This window comes from Treponema primitia ZAS-2 (assembly GCF_000214375.1).
Taxonomy (GTDB): Bacteria; Spirochaetota; Spirochaetia; order Treponematales; family Breznakiellaceae; genus Termitinema; species Termitinema primitia.
The window spans coordinates 2,784,228-2,801,914 of the sequence record NC_015578.1; the positions used below are offsets into that span (position 1 = coordinate 2,784,228).

The 17,687-nt window shown below is 52.3% G+C and carries 16 protein-coding genes; 11 read left to right on the forward strand and 5 right to left on the reverse strand.

Annotation, left to right across the window (positions count from 1 at the left end; translation table 11 throughout):
* The first annotated feature begins 127 nt into the window (after window positions 1-127).
* Window positions 128-1,045, forward strand: a complete 918-nt coding sequence (locus tag TREPR_RS17930) for an AraC family transcriptional regulator (RefSeq protein WP_015708589.1) — start codon at window positions 128-130, stop codon at window positions 1,043-1,045.
* Window positions 1,046-1,090: 45 nt separating this feature from the next.
* Here the strand turns inward: TREPR_RS17930 and TREPR_RS19150 are convergent, their stop codons facing one another.
* Both TREPR_RS19150 and TREPR_RS12010 read right to left on the reverse strand, forming a co-directional pair.
* Window positions 1,091-2,638, reverse strand: coding sequence for a tetratricopeptide repeat protein (locus tag TREPR_RS19150; protein ID WP_015708590.1), 1,548 nt, complete (start codon window positions 2,636-2,638; stop codon window positions 1,091-1,093).
* On the reverse strand, window positions 2,635-3,069 hold the full coding sequence (locus TREPR_RS12010; RefSeq protein WP_015708591.1) for a hypothetical protein: 435 nt from the start codon (window positions 3,067-3,069) through the stop codon (window positions 2,635-2,637). The genes TREPR_RS19150 and TREPR_RS12010 overlap by 4 nt, the downstream gene beginning before the upstream one ends.
* Before the next feature lie 148 nt (window positions 3,070-3,217).
* On the opposite strand from TREPR_RS12010, the gene TREPR_RS12015 reads away from it, so the two are divergent.
* The 10 genes from TREPR_RS12015 (at window position 3,218) to TREPR_RS12065 (ending at window position 15,800) form a co-directional block, all read left to right on the forward strand.
* On the forward strand, window positions 3,218-4,132 hold the full coding sequence (locus TREPR_RS12015) for a carbohydrate kinase family protein (RefSeq protein ID WP_015708592.1): 915 nt from the start codon (window positions 3,218-3,220) through the stop codon (window positions 4,130-4,132).
* Complete coding sequence (locus tag TREPR_RS12020; RefSeq protein WP_015708593.1) at window positions 4,129-5,112, forward strand: LacI family DNA-binding transcriptional regulator; 984 nt, start codon at window positions 4,129-4,131, stop codon at window positions 5,110-5,112. The genes TREPR_RS12015 and TREPR_RS12020 overlap by 4 nt, the downstream gene beginning before the upstream one ends.
* A gap of 37 nt (window positions 5,113-5,149) precedes the next feature.
* Window positions 5,150-6,514 (forward strand): family 4 glycosyl hydrolase, encoded by a 1,365-nt coding sequence (locus tag TREPR_RS12025; protein ID WP_015708594.1) that lies wholly within the window; start codon window positions 5,150-5,152, stop codon window positions 6,512-6,514.
* A gap of 26 nt (window positions 6,515-6,540) precedes the next feature.
* Window positions 6,541-7,551 carry an extracellular solute-binding protein gene (locus tag TREPR_RS12030; protein WP_015708595.1) on the forward strand — a complete coding sequence of 337 codons (1,011 nt, stop codon included), beginning with the start codon at window positions 6,541-6,543 and terminating at the stop codon, window positions 7,549-7,551.
* A gap of 27 nt (window positions 7,552-7,578) precedes the next feature.
* Entirely contained in the window at window positions 7,579-9,258 is a 1,680-nt protein-coding gene (locus TREPR_RS12035; protein ID WP_015708596.1) for an ABC transporter permease, read from the forward strand.
* Window positions 9,259-9,270: 12 nt separating this feature from the next.
* Window positions 9,271-10,326 carry an ABC transporter ATP-binding protein gene (locus TREPR_RS12040; RefSeq protein WP_015708597.1) on the forward strand — a complete coding sequence of 352 codons (1,056 nt, stop codon included), beginning with the start codon at window positions 9,271-9,273 and terminating at the stop codon, window positions 10,324-10,326.
* Window positions 10,323-11,216 (forward strand): CehA/McbA family metallohydrolase, encoded by an 894-nt coding sequence (locus tag TREPR_RS12045; protein ID WP_015708598.1) that lies wholly within the window; start codon window positions 10,323-10,325, stop codon window positions 11,214-11,216. Before TREPR_RS12040 ends, TREPR_RS12045 begins: the two co-directional genes overlap by 4 nt.
* Window positions 11,217-11,450: 234 nt before the next feature.
* On the forward strand, window positions 11,451-12,536 hold the full coding sequence (gene prfA / locus TREPR_RS12055; protein WP_015708600.1) for a peptide chain release factor 1: 1,086 nt from the start codon (window positions 11,451-11,453) through the stop codon (window positions 12,534-12,536).
* A gap of 11 nt (window positions 12,537-12,547) precedes the next feature.
* Window positions 12,548-13,528, forward strand: a complete 981-nt coding sequence (gene prmC, locus TREPR_RS12060) for a peptide chain release factor N(5)-glutamine methyltransferase (protein WP_015708601.1) — start codon at window positions 12,548-12,550, stop codon at window positions 13,526-13,528.
* Window positions 13,529-13,532: 4 nt separating this feature from the next.
* The gene (locus tag TREPR_RS12065; protein WP_015708602.1) at window positions 13,533-15,800 is read left to right on the forward strand and encodes a RelA/SpoT family protein; all 2,268 of its coding nucleotides are present in this window, start codon (window positions 13,533-13,535) and stop codon (window positions 15,798-15,800) included.
* A gap of 83 nt (window positions 15,801-15,883) precedes the next feature.
* On the opposite strand, the gene TREPR_RS12070 is transcribed toward TREPR_RS12065, so the two are convergent.
* From TREPR_RS12070 to TREPR_RS12080, 3 genes are read right to left on the reverse strand one after another with little or no spacing between them, the layout of a single operon-like run.
* On the reverse strand, window positions 15,884-16,084 hold the full coding sequence (locus tag TREPR_RS12070) for a hypothetical protein (RefSeq protein WP_015708603.1): 201 nt from the start codon (window positions 16,082-16,084) through the stop codon (window positions 15,884-15,886).
* 12 nt (window positions 16,085-16,096) lie between these two features.
* Window positions 16,097-16,636 carry a 50S ribosomal protein L17 gene (gene rplQ / locus TREPR_RS12075; protein WP_015708604.1) on the reverse strand — a complete coding sequence of 180 codons (540 nt, stop codon included), beginning with the start codon at window positions 16,634-16,636 and terminating at the stop codon, window positions 16,097-16,099.
* Window positions 16,626-17,681, reverse strand: a complete 1,056-nt coding sequence (locus TREPR_RS12080; protein WP_015708605.1) for a DNA-directed RNA polymerase subunit alpha — start codon at window positions 17,679-17,681, stop codon at window positions 16,626-16,628. The genes rplQ and TREPR_RS12080 overlap by 11 nt, the downstream gene beginning before the upstream one ends.
* Window positions 17,682-17,687 lie beyond the last annotated feature (6 nt).

The window sequence follows — 17,687 nt, forward strand, 5'->3', positions numbered from 1 at the left end:
TGTACACAATTTCTATAATTATCACATGGCTTTTTTCAGAGCGGTAGCTCATTTCTTGCCAAGAAGTTAACATTTCCTGCTATTTTTTTATTGTTAATTTTAAAATTATGTTGTATACTATTTAATTATGGATGAAAATTATTCTGCCCCGCACAGAAGGCTTGATCCGAACAGCGTGCGGACCATTCAACAGCTTCCTTTAAATGAACGCGGCATCTTAAAGAAATCAAAAATGTATCTTCATCTGCCATCCCAGTTTACCCACAAATCACTCTTTTATGCTCCGTATATCGGACAATTCTTCTGTGACGAATCATACTCCGTCCGGAGGGAAAATTTTGATTATTACTTGTTTATACTTATTGACAGCGGATCCCTTTATGTAAACTTTGAAGGGGGAGAATATATTGCAGAACCTCAGAATGTTCTGCTTTTAAACTGCAAGAAACCTCATGGCTACTATGCCAAAGGACCGCTGTCATTCCGTTTTTTTCATTTTGACGGCTCAATTAGCGCTCAACTATATGATCTCATCGTGTCCCGGCAGGGATATATCCTCCACCCTCCGGATCAGGTAATACTTGAAGACGCCCTTAACGCCATTCTGGCTTTAGGAACTGATGGCTACCATAATGAACTAAAAATATCTGCCCAGATCCATGTGATTCTTAGTGAGCTTTTATCCCAAACTATGCCGTCTTATGATGTACCTTCCAGAGTGGTAACAACAGCAATTAAACTGATGGAAAATCATTTCTTTGAAGATATTTCCGTTAAAGATATCGCCGATTCAGTTTTCTATAGTGAATACCATTTCAGCCGCCTATTCAAAAAGCAGATCGGCATACCACCCCACGCCTATATTATAAAACTTCGAATTACCCTGGCCAGACAATTATTGGCTAATACTAATAATCCGGTAGAAATAATCAGTGAAAAATGTGGTTTTAACAGCCCGCAGCATTTCATTCGCTGTTTCAGTCAGCATGTTGGACATACCCCAATCCAATACCGAAAGAAAGTCCAAAATTACCCGGAAAAATGAGCCTCCGCGGAAGCGGTTTCTTGGGTATGTACCCCTCGGACGGAATCACTGTATATTAATATAATACCGCTCCAGGTAAGCGATCCTCCGCTTTGCATCGGCGTAGCGTAGACTCTGGGGGTATTCGTTGACCAGCCGCCGGTAGTAGTCCAGTGCGGCGCGTATATCCCGCTCCGATCCCGGCGCTTCATAAAGCTGTGCATAGAGCCACCAGGCCTCGTCGCTTCCCAGAGGAAACTTGCTGCGGAATTGATCCAGGATGTTTAGGGCCTGGGGTATACGGCCGGCCTCGGATTCAGCGCGGGCCCGGCGCAGATATTCTTCCGGCAAGCTGCCCTCGGGAACGATCAGTGCCTGATCGGCGGCGCTTGCGGCAGCTTCTGGGGTGAAAGTACCAACTGCTCCCTCAGGGCTCGCCGGCCTGGCAGTTGCGGGAACAGCAGGCGCCTGGGCAGCGGAGCCCTGTCCCGGAACAGCAGCCCGGGGTGTCGCCGGGGCCGCCGGCCTTGTGGAACTTGCGGGCCCCGGGGGAGCCGGCGGTATAGCTGCCTCTGCTGGTGTACCCGGAACCGGGGGCCACCGGGGTTCAGCAACCACCACACCACGGTCAAGCGGAACGCCAAAGGGAAGCGCAGCAGCCGAAGCTTCCTCAACAATAAGCTTCACCGAATCGTTAATAATATAATCCCGGAGAAAATCCTGGCGATAAAATTTCAATTCATATTCACCGGTTGCTCCGGCCCGGAAAACAAAGGTCTGACCTTCCGTATCCAGCCGGCGGGAACTGTAGTCCACTCCTGTTTTTGAAGCGGATTCCCCCAGATAGACCCAACCTGTTCCCCGGAAAGGAACTTCAATGGTCTGCCCAACCCTTGCCCGGATGACCCGGGAAGAGTTCCCCATGCTTGCGGCAGAAGGCTCCGGAGTAAGGGGCGTTGCCGGTACAAGCGTGGAAGACGGGCGGGACGAACCGGGGGGCGGCATGGCAGGAGAGGCCGGAATAGGGTTTACCGGAAGGGGTATGGGTTCCCGGGCCAATGGCGGCGGCGGTATGGGCGCCGAGGGCCTAACCAGCCGGGGCGGCAGCGGAGGCGGACCGGCTGGTTCAGCCGGCACAGGTGTTTCCGAGGAAGCAGGTGCAGGGGGCTCCGGTTCAGCTATCACCGGAGCAGACGGCTCCTGAACTAATCCAGGCAATTCAGGGGCCAGAGGTTCCGGAAGCTCCCCCAGGATAATTTCCGTAGGGGTTCCGGGAAGAAAGGCTTCCCCGTATTCAAAGAGGGGTTCAGGCAGTTCCCCCGTTTCACCTATAAGGGGAATTCCCGGAGGCAGACTGAGAGAAGGATCATCATCCCCGGTTTCCCAGGATCCTCCTGCCCCCCAGTCCCCTTCCCCTTCATTCTCACTCTCCCCTTCCCAATCGCTTTCGCCATAGAGATCATCCAGGGACCAGCTATCAAGATCAGAATCAGTAGTATCATAAGCATAGGAAGGGTCAAAGGGTTCGGCCTCTTCAACTGCAGGAATAGTCTTGCAGGACAGGACAGCCCAGAGAATTAGCAGCAGGGGGAAAAACCGGGCTAAACGATTCATGGAATCCCCTCCATCAAATCGTCGATTACCTTTTCCGCCCGGTTCCGCCAAATTTCGTCTTTTCCCTTCAAAGGGTCGGTCCAAAATTCTCGGGCATCCTCAGCAGTCCAGGTTTCCCGGGGTTCCCGTTCCAGTATCACCTCCGGGAGAAAGTCCGGTTCATCGGGAAGAAAAAGTTCCTCCGGAGAAATAGCCAGGGGACGGAAAGAATCCGCCAAGTCCCGGGCAGCAGCCTCAGCCTGACTGCGGCGATTATGGTTCAGAATCAAAATCACCGCAACAAAGGCTAGAAACAAAACCAACACCACCCCCCCAAGGGTCACCAAAACCATTTTTCGCCGGGTAGAAAGAAATTCCGGAATTATGTCTTGGAACAAGTTCCGTACCCATTCCCGGATTTTGTAGATCAGCTCCCCTACCTGTATCTGCATACTACTTCCATTGTAACAAAAAAACCAAACCCTGACACCCCCTGGTTTGTATAGATTTTTGTTGACAGCTTCCAATTTTCCAGGATAAAATGTTTCATAAATATTCATGAAACCACATTGTTTCATGAAATTATTTGAGGATAGGTCCATGGATCGAACAGCCCTACACGAAATTGGAGCGATAAATCTTATCACCCTGGATTTTATCTATTCCGGGCTTCCCAAAATACCTTCTCTGGGGGAGGAAGTCACCACCGATAATCTACTCCTCGCCCTAGGAGGGGGCCCTGTAGCCGCCCTGGTCACCGCATCCCGGCTCGGAGCAAAGGCCCGGCTTGCCACCTGTTTGGGAACCGATCATATCAGTGCCATCGCCCGATCCTTTCTGGATCGGGAGCCTATCGCCTATTCCAGTTTCAGCAGGGGGGAAACAAAGACCCCGGTAAATATTAGCTCGGTTATGACCTTTGAAAATAAGGATCGTTCCTTTGTCTCCTACTTTTCTGACTCTGATTTTTGTGAGGTCTTTGAGGATGAGATCTATGCCTATCTTCGGGGACTCCCCTTTTGCATTGCTTCGACCCCCCAGGATACCCTCTTTCGCCGGCTGAACCAGAAGGGCTGCCGGATTATCTACGATGTGGGGTGGAGCGAGGATCTGAGCCTCAGGGCTTTGGAAAGCACCCTGACCCAGGTGTATCTTTTTGCACCCAATGAAAAGGAAGCCCTGAAGATTACCGGCGCAGAGGATCCCGAGGAAGCCCTGAAGATTTTGGCCCAACATGTACCGATCCCGGTGATTAAGCTGGGCAAAGATGGCGCTCTGGTATGGAAGGATGGCCGGGCGGTGAGGGTACCGGCCTTTGATTTTCCCCATATTGATTCCACCGGCGCCGGAGATGCCTTCCTGGGAGGGGTGAGCTACGGGCTGCTCCAAGGTTGGGATATACTCCGCTGTGTGGAACTGGGAAATTATACCGGCGGCAAGTCCGCCACCACCCTGGGCTGTGTGACCGCCCCGGTGAGCCTGGAGGAGTATATGACGAAGGTTTGCAGGGTATGACCATGCGGGAGTTGGCAAAGATATGCGGGGTTTCTCCGGCAACGGTATCCCGATCTATCAACGGCCAGGCGCCGGTAAATGAGTTAACCCGGCAGAAGATCAATACCGCCATAGCCCGTCATGGGTATGCACCCCGGCCGATACACCGATCCCCCCAGGCGGATCGGTGCAATATGATCGGGCTAATGCTGCCTACCATGGATCACGATTTTTTTCAGTGCGTACTGGGAACAATCCTGGGTACCCTCCCCCGGTACCGGCAGGGGATAGTGATCATTCCCGAGGATACCGGTGCTCTGGAAGAATTGCACCGGATCCCCCTGGATGGGGTTATCCTGCTGAGTGAAGAGATTAGCCCGGATATTATCCTCAAACTGAACAGTTTGGGACTTGCCCTGGTGATGTGCGGCGCCCTGTCCCTGTCCCGGTCATTCTCTGCGGTCCATGTGGATGATTTGGCGGCCGCCTATGACGGTACAAATTATTTGCTGGATCTGGGGCACCGGAAGATTGGCCTTATTGCCCATTCCCCTTTTTCCATCAGCTCAGGATTTCAGCGCATCGCCGGATGCCGCAAGGCTATGGAAGATCGCGGCCTGGCCCTGCTTGACCACCTGGTGATAAGTGATGGCTGTGATTATGAGAAGGGCTACCGGGGAGCACAAACCCTGTTGGAAAGGGAACCAGAGCTGAGCGCCATATTTGCCCACAGCGATACTGCGGCCCTGGGGGTGATGTCGGCCCTGGAAGATCGGGGTGTCAAGGTTCCCGGTGATGTTTCGGTACTGGGTTTTGACGATACCGGCGCAGGGGAGCGGAGCCGCCCCCGGCTCAGTTCTGTGCACCAGCCGATTCCGGATATTGTGGCCAAGTCCCTGGAATTGCTGATCCACGACATTGAGCATCCCGAGGCAAAAAACCGGGAGTCAGTTATTCTGCCCCATACAATTACCCGCCGGGACAGCTGCCGGGAAATTTGATGTTTCGAAGTTTACATTTGATGGAGAGAAGCGGTTTATGAAAAAGATGACGGTTATCGGCGGCGCCAGTGTGCGGGCCCCTTTTTTTGCATACGGCCTGGCAAAACGGGCGGCGGAGCTTGGTATTTCCGAGCTCTGCCTCTTTGATACGGACAGGGAAAAACTGGACTCCATCGGGCATCTGGCAATTCTTGCCGCCCAAAAGGCCAATTCTTCCTTAAAGGTGGTATTGGAAACCGATGAGGATCGGGCTATCCGGGGGGTCGATTATTTTGTAGTGACCATCCGGGTAGGGGGGGATCATTCCCGGGTGATCGACGAAGAGATCGCCCGGAAGAACGGGGTACTAGGTCAGGAGACCACCGGGGCGGGGGGCTTCTTTATGGCGGCCCGGAGCATTCCCATTTTGGTCCGGTACTGCGACAAGATCCGTTCTCTGGCACCCGGGGCCTGGATTTTTAATTTCACCAACCCCTCGGGGCTGGTAGCCCAGGCACTGCGCTCCCTGGGTTATGACCGGGTAATTGGCATTTGCGATACCCCCAGTTCCACAAAACTGCGGATCGCCGGGGCCATGGGCTATGACAATGAAAATTTTTATATGGAATTTTTCGGCTTAAACCACCTATCCTGGGCGCGAAAGGCGGTGTATGATGGCAGGGACGTACTGCAGGAGATACTCCATACCCCGGATATTACCCGACAGGTGGGGGAACTGGGGATGTTTGATCCGGACCTGCTCAGGCTCATCGGCCATGTGCCTAATGAATATTTGTACTATTATTACTACCGGGATCAAAGCATGGCCAATATAAAAAATGCGGAGACCACCCGGGGACGCACGGTGGAGGAAAACAATATACGTATGATGGCAGCCCTGACTGCGGCGGATGTAAAGGGAAATCCCGAAGAGGCCCTGAGGATATACCTGAAACATATGTTTGCCCGGGAATCTTCGTATATGCAAATAGAAACGGCGAAGAAGGTTATAAACGCCCCAACAGAATTAGTAATGCCCGACAGCGAAGGCTATGCGGGAATCGCCATGGCATTTATTTCGGCCATGGAAAAGAAGGAAAGCCGGTATGTGGTACTTTCGGTACCCAACCAGGGCAGCATCCGGGGCCTTGGGGATGACGATGTGGTGGAAATTACCTGCAAAGTCGATGGGAACGGCCCGACCCCGGTACCCATAGGCGTTGTGGGAGAAGATATCTTTTCAATTATCAAGGCCGTTAAGGCATTTGAACGGCTGAGCGTACAGGCCATCATTGAAGGTTCGGCGGACTGCGCTGTCCGGGCCCTGATGGCCCACCCCCTGATTGGCTCTTATGGTGCCGCAAAAAACCTGATTGCCGATTTTATGGATCGGCAGGGCGTATACAGCGGACATTGGAGATAAATTTTAGAGAGAGAAGGAGAAGAAGAATGAAACTAATGAAGAAGTGTACAGGCGCGTTTCTCACGGTACTCCTGCTGGTTTTACCCGCAGGGTGTAGTAAAAAAGACGGGAATTCTACGGCGAATACAAAAGCCGGGGGAAATCTGGTTATCTATACCGGGTCAGGGACAGAAATTACCGATCCCATCCTGGCATTATTTAGCCGGCAAAATCCCAACATCAAGGTGGAGATTATCAAGGCCGGCTCCGGCGAATTGATGGCCCGAATCAGGGCGGAGATCGGAAACCCCGGTGGGGATCTGCTTATCGGGGGAGAACCCTATTTGTATGAATCCAGCGCCGAAGTTTTTGAACCCTATGTTTCCCCCACGGATAAGGATATGGTCATTTCCGCATCCGATGGTCTCTGGCATCCCTGGAGTGTAATGCTCACCCCCATTGCGGTGAACAAAGACAGGCTGCCCAATCAAAGTGCATGGCCGACCAAACTGAGCGATCTGAAAGAGCCCAGGTACAAGGCCGAAAAAATTGCCTTCTGCGATCCCGGCAAAAGCGGTACCGGGGCAACCATCGCGAACAATATTGCTTCCCTCTATGACTGGGAGTTCTTTACATCCATGCTGGATAACAGCGAAGTTCTCTCCGGCTCCGACCCGATGTTTGATGCGGTCAAGGACGGAACCTATCCCATTGGTTTTGTCAACGAAGACTTGGGGGTAAAATGGCTGGAAGTGGGACTACCGATAGCCCTGGTGTATCCCACCGACGGGGTCATCAACACTGTAGACTGCCTTGGGATCATCAAGGGTGCAAAAAATATGGACAACGCGAAACTGTTTGTCGATTTCTTTGGCTCACCGGAAAACCACCAGATCCTGGTGAATGAAGTCAAGCGCCGTTCTACCCGCAAAGATGCGAAGTTGGCAGAGGGCATGACCCCCACCACCGCCTACAAGCTAATCCAGGCAAACCGTATCTCCCGGGGAGAAATCACCGAGAAATACAACGAAGCCTATGAAATATCCCGCAAGAAGTAGGTAACTGTAAATGAGAGGAGGAGAATCATGAAATATTCTGCCGGTACCCTGGCACGGGGATTTCGGGACCCATGGATTTTGTTTGCCCTTTTTTGTATACTTATTTCCATCGGCCTAATTATCCTCCCTCAGTTATCTATATTTCTATCGTCCTTCAGGAACGATCAGGGTATGTTTTCTATCGCTCATTATAAAACTTTCTTTACCGGTTACCGGTATCAAACAGCATTGCTGAACAGTATCAAGGTCACCCTTTGTACCACCCTGTTCGCTACCCTGATCGCCGTTCCCCTGGCATGGCTGACAGCCCGGTTTAAATTCCGTTTCCGTAATGCCCTGATCACCCTTATTACCATGGCCACCGCATCTCCGCCATTTCTCGGCGCCTATGCATGGATCATTTTACTGGGCCGTTATGGGGCGGTTAACCGGGCGATACTCTGGATAACCGGTATCGAAATGAAAACTTCTTTCCACGGGGGAAATGCGGTGATCTGGGTGATTACCTGGATGATATTTCCCCTGATATTTTTAATGTCCCTGGACTCCTTTAGCGATGAGGATATATTTCATAAAGAGGCCGCCATGAGCCTGGGGGCTAACCGGCTAAAAAGTTTTTTTCACATCGAACTGCCCCTGGCCATGCCCGGCATATTAACCGGTATGCTTATGGCGGGGCTTGCGGCTTTTGCGGATTTTGGAACCCCCATCATCATTGGAGGCGAATTCCCCCTGCTGCCCACAACGGTATACAACGAATTTGTCAGTGAAGTCGGGAGCAACATGGGGGTGGCCTCCACCACGGGGATCATCATGATCATCATCAGTACCATAGCCCTGTATACACAACGGGTAGTCCTGGCGCAGAAAACCTATTCCGCAGTTTCCGTGAAGCACTATCAATTAGCCGCCCCAAACCGCCGGACCTGTATCATCCTGGTTGTATACATCCTGATAATCCTGATCATGTCCTTTCTGCCCCATATCACCCTCGGTGTAGTTTCCTTTATGAAATGGAAGTACGGCGTATTGATGAATCAATTTACCCTGGAAAATTACCAAAAACTTTTCCGGCTCCAACGGACCCCGATTCTTATGACCTTTGCACTGGGCCTGGGCTCCACGGCGCTTACCTTTATTTTCGGCATAGGCATTGCCTATATCATTGTCCGGAAACGGTATCCCTTTATTTCTTCCTTTATCAATACAATTATCATGATCCCCTACGTGATTCCCGGTACGGTTCTGGCGGTAGGGTTTATTATGATCTTTAATAAAAAACCCCTTCTCCTCACCGGGACATGGGTAATCCTGATGCTCTCTTATTTTATCCGAAAACTCCCCTATTCGGTAAAAAGTTCCGAGGCATCTCTATACTCGGTACACCGGGCACTGGAGGAAGCGGCAATGGCATCCGGCGCCCGGCCCTTCAGGGCTTTTAAGGATATTACCCTGCCCCTGATGATGGGAGGGGTGATATCAGGAGCCACCCTGTCGTTTCTTCAAATCATGACCGAACTTTCTTCCACCATTATTTTATACCGTCCCCCCTATGTTACCATGCCTGTGGTCATTTTCGAGAACGCCATGTCCTCGGGGGCGGATTTTGGAATCGCCGCATCCATGGGGATACTGCTGCTTTTATTTGTATACATTCCCCTGCTGCTGGTTAATAAATTTTTCCGGCTGCGCATAGAAACCGCTTAGGAGGCCAGAAGTATGAAGGACGCTGTTATCCAATCAGTCCCCCTCTATATCCGCACTATTTGTAAATCCTTCGGGGAACACAGGGTACTGGACAATGTCAGTATTGATATTCAGCAGGGGGAATTCTTTACCCTTCTGGGATCTTCGGGCTGCGGAAAAACAACGCTCCTGCGCTGCATCGCCGGTTTTGAGAAACCTTCATCGGGCAGCATTTATTTTGCGGAAAAAGACGTAGGATTGCTGAACCCCTGGGAAAAAGATGTAGGATTTGTGTTCCAGAATTATGCCCTCTGGCCCCACAAAACGGTATTTGAAAACATTGCCTATGGGCTGAAGCTGCGAAAAAAATCCCGGACCGAAATACAGGAACAGGTCCAATGGGCGATGGAACTTATCAATTTGCCCGATGTGGCAAACCGGTATCCGAGCCAGCTATCAGGCGGCCAGCAGCAGCGGATTGCCATTGCCCGGGCCCTGGTAATTCACCCCCAGGTTTTGCTCCTGGATGAACCCCTGAGCAACCTGGACGCAAAACTCAGGATAAAAATGCGCCAGGATATCCGGGAACTGCAAAAAAGGCTGGGGATTACCACCGTATATGTTACCCATGATCAGGAGGAGGCCCTGGAAATTTCGGATCATATCGCGGTTATTGATAAGGGAGTTGTCCAGCAAATCGGCGTGCCCGAAGATATCTACGGCACTCCGCAGAACAGATTTGTTGCGGGCTTTGTGGGGACCAGTAATTTCCTTGCGGGGGAACTTCGGGAAGGCAAGTTCATCCTCCCCACGGGAACCATCATTAGTCAATCTGTTTCTTCTGATCCCGGCGCAAAGGTACTCAGTTTCCGGCCTGAAAACATTACCCTGGGAGATGCGCCGGGGGCGATCTCCGGAACAGTGGCCGCTGGTTTTTACCAGGGTACCACATATCGGTATGTGGTACAAATTGATACAGAGACCGAGGTGATCATTGAGGCCAAGGGCAAATTTGCCACCGGCACAAAAATATATTTTTCGATTAATGACCCATCCTTCTTTGATCAGGAAACCGGAGCGCGTATATGAACATACACAATCCCTACCGGAACGAAGGTGACTGGTATCGCGGAAGTTTCCATATTCATTCCAAATTCAGTACCTGCGGCTGGCATAATTTAGCAGAACTTGCCCTGGCCTACCGGGACTATGATTTTTTATCCATCAGTGATCATGACCGGATAACCACGGAAACAGAGGAACTGAAAAATCATATCCTCTTCCGGGCCCTTGAAGTAAGCGGCGATTGCCATATGTTGCTGGTGGGAACCGGGGCTCCCCTGGAGGGTACGGTGGATCACACCTTTTCCCCGGAGCATTACCAGTCACTTGCCCAAGAAGCGGTGGCCGGGGGTGGGATCGCCCTTGCCGCTCACCCGGTACGCCTTGATGGCCAGCACTGGCAGGAAGAGGATCTGCTGCAAATGTCCTCCCTGACCGGGATTGAAATATTCAGCGGTGACGGTATCCACGTGGAACAGGATGTGGGTTTTGAGTGCTGGGACCGCCTCTTGAGCCGGGGGCAGCGGCTCTGGGGTTTTGGGAACGACGATTTTCATCATTGGGGACAGGAGCGCCGGGTCTGGAATGTGGTACATGCGGCGGAACGATCAGGCCGTTCTATTTTGGATGCCATCCGGCAGGGGGATTTTTACGTTTCCTCAGGCTTTGGGTTTGACCGCATTACCAATGATACTACTAGTATTACGTTTTATCTTCAAACCGGGGCAGCCCAGTTTGAAAACGCCTATAAATACCTTACCCTGTATGGAAAAGATGGCCGGGTATTAGCGGAAAAAACCGGGCGTTTCACTGAATTTAGTTATCCCGTGCGGGGGGATGAAGGATATATACGGGCCGAAGCCTACATGAACGGCGGATACGGCGCTTTTTCCCAGCCCATATTTGTGGAGCCCTGAGCAGCAGCCGATGCCCGGCCCCTTGCATGGGTGGTTTTCATTCTGCTATACTCTATAATAGGATGGATATTGTAATTAACCCCCGGGGTAACGGCGCTTGTCCTCTCTGTGACCGGAATGGTACCTGCCGTGTTCAGGGTACCCTATTCAAGGCAATGGAGGAATTTTCCGCCCAGGATAATCCCATGGAAGTGGTAGTTTACTCATGTCCCCAATTCCAGGAGAAACTGTAAGGTGAACGAAAGACTCGAATCCCTATTACGACGGCATGAAGAAGTATCCCGGTTAATCCAAGACCCAGAACTGGTGCGGGATCAGAAAAAATACCGGGATACCATGAAGGAATACTCCCAGTTGGAAGCCCTGGCATCCACCCAAAGGGAAACTGAAGAAATTTCCGGGCAACTGGAAGACGCCAAGTCCCTGAGCCAAAATGAAAAGGACCCGGAAATGCGGGAAATGGCAAAGGAAGAGCTTCGGGAACTGGAAACCCGTCTAAAGGACGCTGAGGACCGGCTCAAATTCCTCCTCATCCCCAGGGACCCCCTGGACGAAAAAAACATCATCATGGAAATCCGGGCCGGAACAGGAGGGGATGAAGCGGCCCTCTTTGCATCGGACCTCTACCGCATGTACGCCCGGTTTGCCGAAACCAGGGGCTGGAAATTTGAAATCATGAGCTCCAACGAGACTGAACTGGGGGGCTTTAAGGAAATTGTTTTCTCCATCACGGGCAATAATGTCTACGAAAATCTCCGCTACGAATCCGGAGTTCATCGGGTCCAGCGGGTCCCTGCTACCGAAGCCTCGGGCCGGATCCACACCTCCGCAGTAACCGTGGCGGTGCTCCCGGAGGCTGACGAAACCGAAATCGACATACGCCAGGAAGACCTTCGCATCGACGTAATGCGGGCCGGCGGCCCAGGTGGTCAGTGCGTCAACACCACCGACTCGGCGGTCCGTATCACCCATATCCCCACAGGGGTAGTAGTCCATTGCCAGGACGAAAAGAGTCAGATAAAGAACAAGGCCAAGGCCATGCGTATACTCAGGGCCCGGGTCTACGAAATGGAGGAAGCCAAGGCCGCCTCTGAACGTGCGGAAGCCCGAAAGAACCAGGTAGGCAGCGGGGATCGCTCGGAGCGCATCCGTACCTACAACTTCCCCCAGAACCGCCTCACGGACCACCGTATCAACCTGACCCTCTATAAGCTGGACCTTATCATGCAGGGGGATGTGGAAGAACTCTTTGACGCCCTCAAACTCTCCGCCCGGGAAGAACTGCTGCAAACCACAGCATCGGTGATCGCCGCTTCCTGACATGGGATCTTATGACCATCCGGGAAGCCCTTATCCAGGGTACGGCGAGGCTTAAAAAGGCGGGTATAGAAAGTCCGGGCCTGGATGCGGCCCTACTCCTGGCCTTTACCCTCACTACCGTTAAAGAGCAGCTCCTCCTCCGGGACCGTGAACCCCTGAACGCCTCCGCCGCTGAAAATTTTACCGCACTCCTGGACCGGCGTATAGCCGGGGAATGTACCGCATGGCTGCTGGGCCGCAAGGAATTCTACGGCCTGGAGTTTATGGTTACCCCGGATGTGCTGGTCCCACGGCCGGACACAGAAACCCTGGTGGAAGCAGCCCTGACCGTTCTGGGTAAAAGCCCCTCCCCTTCCGGCGCTGCTTGCAACGCCGACTTCAGTCGGAGAGTTCCCCGCGCGACTTGCAACGCCGACTTTAGTCGGAGAGTTCCCCGCGCAATACTGGACCTCTGCACCGGTTCCGGCGCAGTTGCCATAAGCCTGAAATACCAATGCCCGGAACTCAGGGTCTATGCCTCGGACATCTCTCCCCAGGCCCTGGCAATAGCCCGGGAAAACGCCGGTCGGCTTTTGGCCGATCAACCAGCTAACCCAGGTGTAGGCACCAGCAGACCGGAAGCCGGCAAGCTTGTCCATTTTCTGGAGGGGGATCTCTTTACCCCCCTTACCCCGGATATTCCACCCTTCACCCTCATTACCGCAAACCCTCCCTATGTCCCCTCTGCGGATATTGCCGGCCTTTCCCCGGAGGTACGGCTGGAGCCCCTTTTGGCCTTGAATGGGGGTAGGGACGGGCTGGACCTGATCCGGCGCATCATTGATGAAGCCCCGGCCTACCTTCTGCCCGGGGCTACCCTGCTTATGGAAGCAGACCCTAGACAAATGGCCGCCATTGCCCTAATACTGGAAAAAAGAGGATACCGGAACATACGAACCTTTCAAGACCTGTCCGGGCGGGACCGGGTAATAGGAGCGCTTAGTCCGGGATGAAAAAATGGAAGCGGTCATTTCGTCAATCAATGAAAAAATAGCCTCCTATTCCGCTGAAGATCGGGAACGCATACTCCGGGGCCTTCACTGGGCAGAGAAGCTCTATACCCAAGCCCCAACGAAGTCCCCCGCCGAAGCCCAGCCTGGCCCGGTACAGCCCTCCGCAGATATCCACTACGCCCTTTCCCAAAGCTTCCAATTCCCCCAGAGCGCCGGAGCAGCAGCCATTCTGGCGGACCTTAATATGGATGCCGATACGATCATCGCCGCCCTGCTCCAGCATGCCCTGGAAAACCCGGCGGAAGACATCCGGGAAACCCTCATAGAACAATTCGGCGCATCGGTGGCCCTCCTGGTCGAAGGGGTTACCAGAATCGCCGACATCTCCGCAAAAAACAAAACTAACCACGAAGCCGAAAATATACGGAAGATGCTCTTCGCCATGGTCAAAGACCTGCGGGTTATTCTGATCAAGCTGGCGGACAAACTCCATACCATGCGGACCCTGGATCGGGCCGAACCGGAGGATCGGGATCGCGACTTGCAACTCCGACTTCAGTCGGCAAGTTCCCCGCGCGACTTGCAACGAAGTTCCCCGCGCGACTTGCAACTCCGACTTCAGTCGGCAAGTTCCCCGCGCAAATTTATCGCCCAGGAATGCCTGGATATCTACGCCCCTCTGGCTGATCGGCTGGGGATTTCCTGGATGAAGGATGAACTGGAGGACCTTTCGCTCAAGCACCTTAACAGAGAGATTTTCTACCAAATGAAGGAGATAGTATCCCTGAAAAAAGGGGAGCGCCAAGAATTCCTCGACAAGGTTACAGAAACCATCAGGGCCGAAGCCGCAAAGATGGGTATCACTATTGCTGTGGAAAGCCGAGCCAAACACTTTTACTCGATATACTTAAAAATGCGGAAACGTAACAAATCTATGGAAGATCTCTACGACCTGCTCGGCATTCGCATACTCTGTGACAGCATAGAGGATTGCTACACCCTTCTGGGCATGGTCCACCGCCTCTGGAAACCCCTGGACGGCCGCTTCAAAGATTATATCGCCATGCACAAGGCCAATGGCTATCAGAGCCTCCACACCACAGTTATGGGCTCATTTGAGCTCCGGTCTGACCGGAGCTCAAATGAGCTTGGAGTTAGCGAAACCAACTCCAGTGATTCGCCGCCTGCTTCAGAGGGTCGATTACTAGAAATTCAGATACGAACCTGGGAGATGCACCACATCGCAGAGTACGGCATTGCCAGCCACTGGCTCTACAAGGAAGGAAGTTCCCCGGAAGTCAAGCCCGGGGATCTCAGTATCGTTAACCGCCTAAAGGACTGGAACCAGATCGAAACCGGGGATGGGGATAAGAGATCTTCCGAATCCTTCCTAGAGGACATCAAGCGAGAACTGCTCAAGGATTCTATTTTTGTTTTTACCCCCCAGGGTAAGGTAATAGAACTGCCCATGGGCGCAACCCCTATCGATTTTGCCTACCACATCCATTCAGCTATCGGGGACCGCTGCGCCGGGGCTAAGGCGGATGGATCCATCATCCCCCTCTCAGCGGAACTGCGGAACACCCAGGTAGTAGAAATACTCACCGCCACCAATGCCCGTCCCCATGTAAACTGGCTGCGCTTCGTAAAAACCGCCAAGGCCCGGAACAAAATCCGCTCCTGGCTTCAGGAAAATGACGATTCGGTGATCATCGAAAAAAACGTCATCGCAAAGAAAAAAACCCCAGCAGACCAGGCGAAACCCCCTGAAAAGGAAAAACCCCCGGAAGCCCCGGTTCAGCATTTTGTCCAGGAACAGTCCGGGCTTCCCAATGTCGTCCAGGTCCGGGTGGAAGACGAAAAAAATATGATGATCCGCTTCGCCAAATGCTGCAACCCCGTAGCCGGGGACCCCATTGTGGGCTATGTATCCCGTGGCCGGGGCATCATCGTCCACCGGAAAAATTGCAGCAATTTGGCCAACATCCCGGATTTTGCGGAACGGAAAATCGACACGGAATGGGAAAACGGCAACTCCCTTATTAAGCGCTTCAAGGTTGAGTCCCGGCTTTCTGCGGATCTGTTTTCAGAGATTGAAGGGGCGGTACGGAAACAGCAGGGCCACCTGATTGAAGGCCGGCTTGAAGAAACCGCCTCTAACCATCTGACAGGGTTTTTCACCATGCAGTTGGAACAAACGGAGGATCTTAAGAAAGTGATGAAAAACATCAGGGGAATCCCGGCGGTCTACAGTATCATATCGTTGAATTAAAAAATTAAAAATTTTAAACCACAAAGGACACAAAGAAATTTTGATATTTCCTTCGTGTCCTTAGTGATTATTTATTCTTACAACTAAGCTGTAGGAACTGTTTTTTTGCCGTGTTTTAGGGCGGCTTTGCAGGTTTTGCAGATCTTTATCTTCGTCTTCGTGTCGCCCTCACCTACTTCCTGTTCGTAGAGGACCTTGGTGTTTTCCCTGGAACATACCGGGCAAACACCCCGGCCACGGGAAGCGAGTTCCCGAATACCTTTACCTCTGTGCGCTTTAGACATATCCAATACTCCTTAATCAGCCGCCGGCGGAGCGGTCTTTTTGACCCCCACGCCTTTGCCCTTGGCCGCCGTGGGTTTAGCGCCGCCTTTTGCGCTCTTTTTCCGGTCCGCCTTCTTATCCTTAGCCTCGGAAGCAGCGGAAGCTTTTTTATCCGACTTCTTAGCCGTCTTATCCGTAGCGCCCTCGACATCCAGTTTATAATCCACCAGTTCCAGGATAACCACTTCCGCAGCGTCTCCCAAACGTTCACCCAGCTTGATAATCCGGGTGTAACCACCGGGCCGGTCTTTCATACGCAGGGCAATATCGGTAAAGAGTTTCGCCACAATCCCTTCATCAAAGAGACGGGCAGAAACAAGGCGCCGATTATGCACCGAGTCAATTTTTGCCCGGGTGATGAGCTTTTCTGCGCTCCGCCGTATCGCCAGAGCCTTAGTCTTGGTGGTCCTGATCCGTTCATACCGGAAAAGGGAAGTCACCATATTGCGGTGCAGGGCTTTCCGATGAGCCGCCATCACTTCCAGGGGGTTAAAACCGCTTCTATGATTCATCTTCTTCTTCCTTTTGGGGTGCTATTTTAACCGCGTTCTTAAGCACGTTAATATCGGTAATGCCGAAACTTAAATTCCATTCTTTAAGTTTTTCCTTAATTTCCTGGAGGGACTTCTTGCCAAAGTTACGGGTCTTAGCGATATCATCTTCGGTCTTCCGGGTTAATTCCCCGATGGTTTTAATATTGGCGTTCTTGAGGCAGTTAGAGGACCGGACCGAAAGTTCCAATTCCTCCACTGGGGTATTGAGGATCTGGCGTATACGCTCGTCATCCTCGTCCAAATCATCATCGGTCCCCAGGTTATTTTCGTCAAAGTTAATAAAAACCGAAAAGTGATCCTTGGCGATCTTGGCAGCCTCAGCCAGGGCGTCATCGGGTTTGATGGTCCCGTCGGTCCACACCTCAATCACCAGCTTGTCATAATCACTGCGCTGGCCTACCCGGGTGGGCTCCACGGCGAACTTCACCTTTTTAACCGGGGAGAAGATCGCGTCCATGGGAATGGTGCCGATGACCTCCACATAGCGTTCGTTCACTTCCGAGGGGATATACCCCCGGCCCAGGTCAATCTGAACTTCAAATTCCAGCCGGGCGTCATCCATGAGGGTCATAATATGCTGACCACCGCTCAGTATTTCTACCTGGCCGGTACGCTCAAAGTCATCGCTCTTTATCTCCCCCTTCCCGGACCATTCGTAGAGGAGTATGTCCTGTTCCGAATCCTGGGGAAGCCGGAGCCTGATCTGCTTAAGGTTGTTGATAACCTCAAGGGTATCCTCCACAATATTGGGGATGGGCTCAAATTCGCTGGAAACGCTATGGGCAACCCCTTCGGTGTCATAAGAAGTGATCTTGACCGCCGTGATTGCATAACCCTGAATTGAGGAAAGTAGAACCCTTCGCAGGGTATTGCCCACAGTCGTACCGAATCCCGGTTCGAAGGGAGCGGCAATAAATTTGCCATAGTTTGGTTTAAGCTCGCCATGCTCAAAGGTGATACCTTTAGGGCGTTTGAATCCTTTAAGCAGGTTCTTACGTGCCATGGGAAC

What these genes read in the sequence shown, in the direction of transcription:
- prmC (WP_015708601.1), top strand. Translation starts at nt 12,548, where the DNA reads ATGACCATCCGGGAAGCCCTTATCCAGGGTACGGCGAGGCTTAAAAAG.
- TREPR_RS12080 (WP_015708605.1), bottom strand. Translation starts at nt 17,681, where the DNA reads ATGGCACGTAAGAACCTGCTTAAAGGATTCAAACGCCCTAAAGGTATC.
- TREPR_RS12030 (WP_015708595.1), top strand. Translation starts at nt 6,541, where the DNA reads ATGAAACTAATGAAGAAGTGTACAGGCGCGTTTCTCACGGTACTCCTG.
- TREPR_RS12010 (WP_015708591.1), bottom strand. Translation starts at nt 3,069, where the DNA reads ATGCAGATACAGGTAGGGGAGCTGATCTACAAAATCCGGGAATGGGTA.
- TREPR_RS12070 (WP_015708603.1), bottom strand. Translation starts at nt 16,084, where the DNA reads ATGTCTAAAGCGCACAGAGGTAAAGGTATTCGGGAACTCGCTTCCCGT.
- TREPR_RS19150 (WP_015708590.1), bottom strand. Translation starts at nt 2,638, where the DNA reads ATGAATCGTTTAGCCCGGTTTTTCCCCCTGCTGCTAATTCTCTGGGCT.
- TREPR_RS12025 (WP_015708594.1), top strand. Translation starts at nt 5,150, where the DNA reads ATGAAAAAGATGACGGTTATCGGCGGCGCCAGTGTGCGGGCCCCTTTT.
- TREPR_RS17930 (WP_015708589.1), top strand. Translation starts at nt 128, where the DNA reads ATGGATGAAAATTATTCTGCCCCGCACAGAAGGCTTGATCCGAACAGC.
- TREPR_RS12045 (WP_015708598.1), top strand. Translation starts at nt 10,323, where the DNA reads ATGAACATACACAATCCCTACCGGAACGAAGGTGACTGGTATCGCGGA.
- TREPR_RS12040 (WP_015708597.1), top strand. Translation starts at nt 9,271, where the DNA reads ATGAAGGACGCTGTTATCCAATCAGTCCCCCTCTATATCCGCACTATT.
- TREPR_RS12065 (WP_015708602.1), top strand. Translation starts at nt 13,533, where the DNA reads ATGGAAGCGGTCATTTCGTCAATCAATGAAAAAATAGCCTCCTATTCC.
- TREPR_RS12020 (WP_015708593.1), top strand. Translation starts at nt 4,129, where the DNA reads ATGACCATGCGGGAGTTGGCAAAGATATGCGGGGTTTCTCCGGCAACG.
- TREPR_RS12035 (WP_015708596.1), top strand. Translation starts at nt 7,579, where the DNA reads ATGAAATATTCTGCCGGTACCCTGGCACGGGGATTTCGGGACCCATGG.
- TREPR_RS12015 (WP_015708592.1), top strand. Translation starts at nt 3,218, where the DNA reads ATGGATCGAACAGCCCTACACGAAATTGGAGCGATAAATCTTATCACC.
- rplQ (WP_015708604.1), bottom strand. Translation starts at nt 16,636, where the DNA reads ATGAATCATAGAAGCGGTTTTAACCCCCTGGAAGTGATGGCGGCTCAT.